Source organism: Hymenobacter sp. 15J16-1T3B (assembly GCF_020711235.1).
GTDB lineage: Bacteria > Bacteroidota > Bacteroidia > Cytophagales > Hymenobacteraceae > Solirubrum.
Genome location: NZ_JAJFAV010000039.1, coordinates 1 through 707, shown reverse-complemented (window position 1 = coordinate 707; position 707 = coordinate 1). Strand labels below are relative to the sequence as shown.

Here is a 707-nt window from a genome sequence, read left to right as displayed (position 1 = left end):
CTGTCGCTGCAGGAATCCAAGGCCCGTATCGACGGCATTGTCCGGCAAGCCATCCTGAACGGCGAAGAACCCACGTTTGCTCTGGTGGAAGCACGCCTAAAACAGCTCCTCTCCCCTACTCAGGACAAAACACCCGAGCAGAAGCCGGCAAAGCCCGGTCAGACCCACTTCCTGGAACTATTCGCCGCGTACATCGAGGCCACCAGCGCCGTCAAAGCCCACGGCACGGTCAAGCACTACAAAAGCACCTTGAACCACCTCAAGGCCTTTGCAGCCAAACGAGGCGGCAGATTGACCCTGGAGCGTCTGGACATGAGCTTCTACAACGATCTGGTGACGTTCCTGACCCAAGAGATGGAGATGACCAACGGCACCGTCAACAACCAACTCAAGCGTGTCAAAGCTGTGATGAGCTACGCCGTCGACCAAAGCCTGACGGATAACCTCATGTTCCGCAAGTTCAAACTGATGAAGCACACCGAGGCGGATAAGGTATACTTGACCCAGGACGAGTTGCAGATTCTGGTAGATGCCGACCTAACGGCCGAGCCACGGCTGGATAAAGTCCGGGACCTGTTCGTGCTGGCCTGCACCACCGGCCTCCGGCATTCCGACTTCAGCACCATCCACCCCGACAACATTGAGGACGACCAATTGGTCTTTCGCGCCGTGAAAACACGCAAACAGCAACACGTCGACCTGAACCA

At 56.9% G+C, this 707-nt stretch carries 1 protein-coding gene; it reads left to right on the top strand.

What is annotated here, in order from left to right:
• Window positions 1-707, top strand: a 707-nt coding sequence (locus LJ737_RS26800) for a tyrosine-type recombinase/integrase (RefSeq protein WP_227769855.1), incomplete at both ends; no start/stop codon positions are given.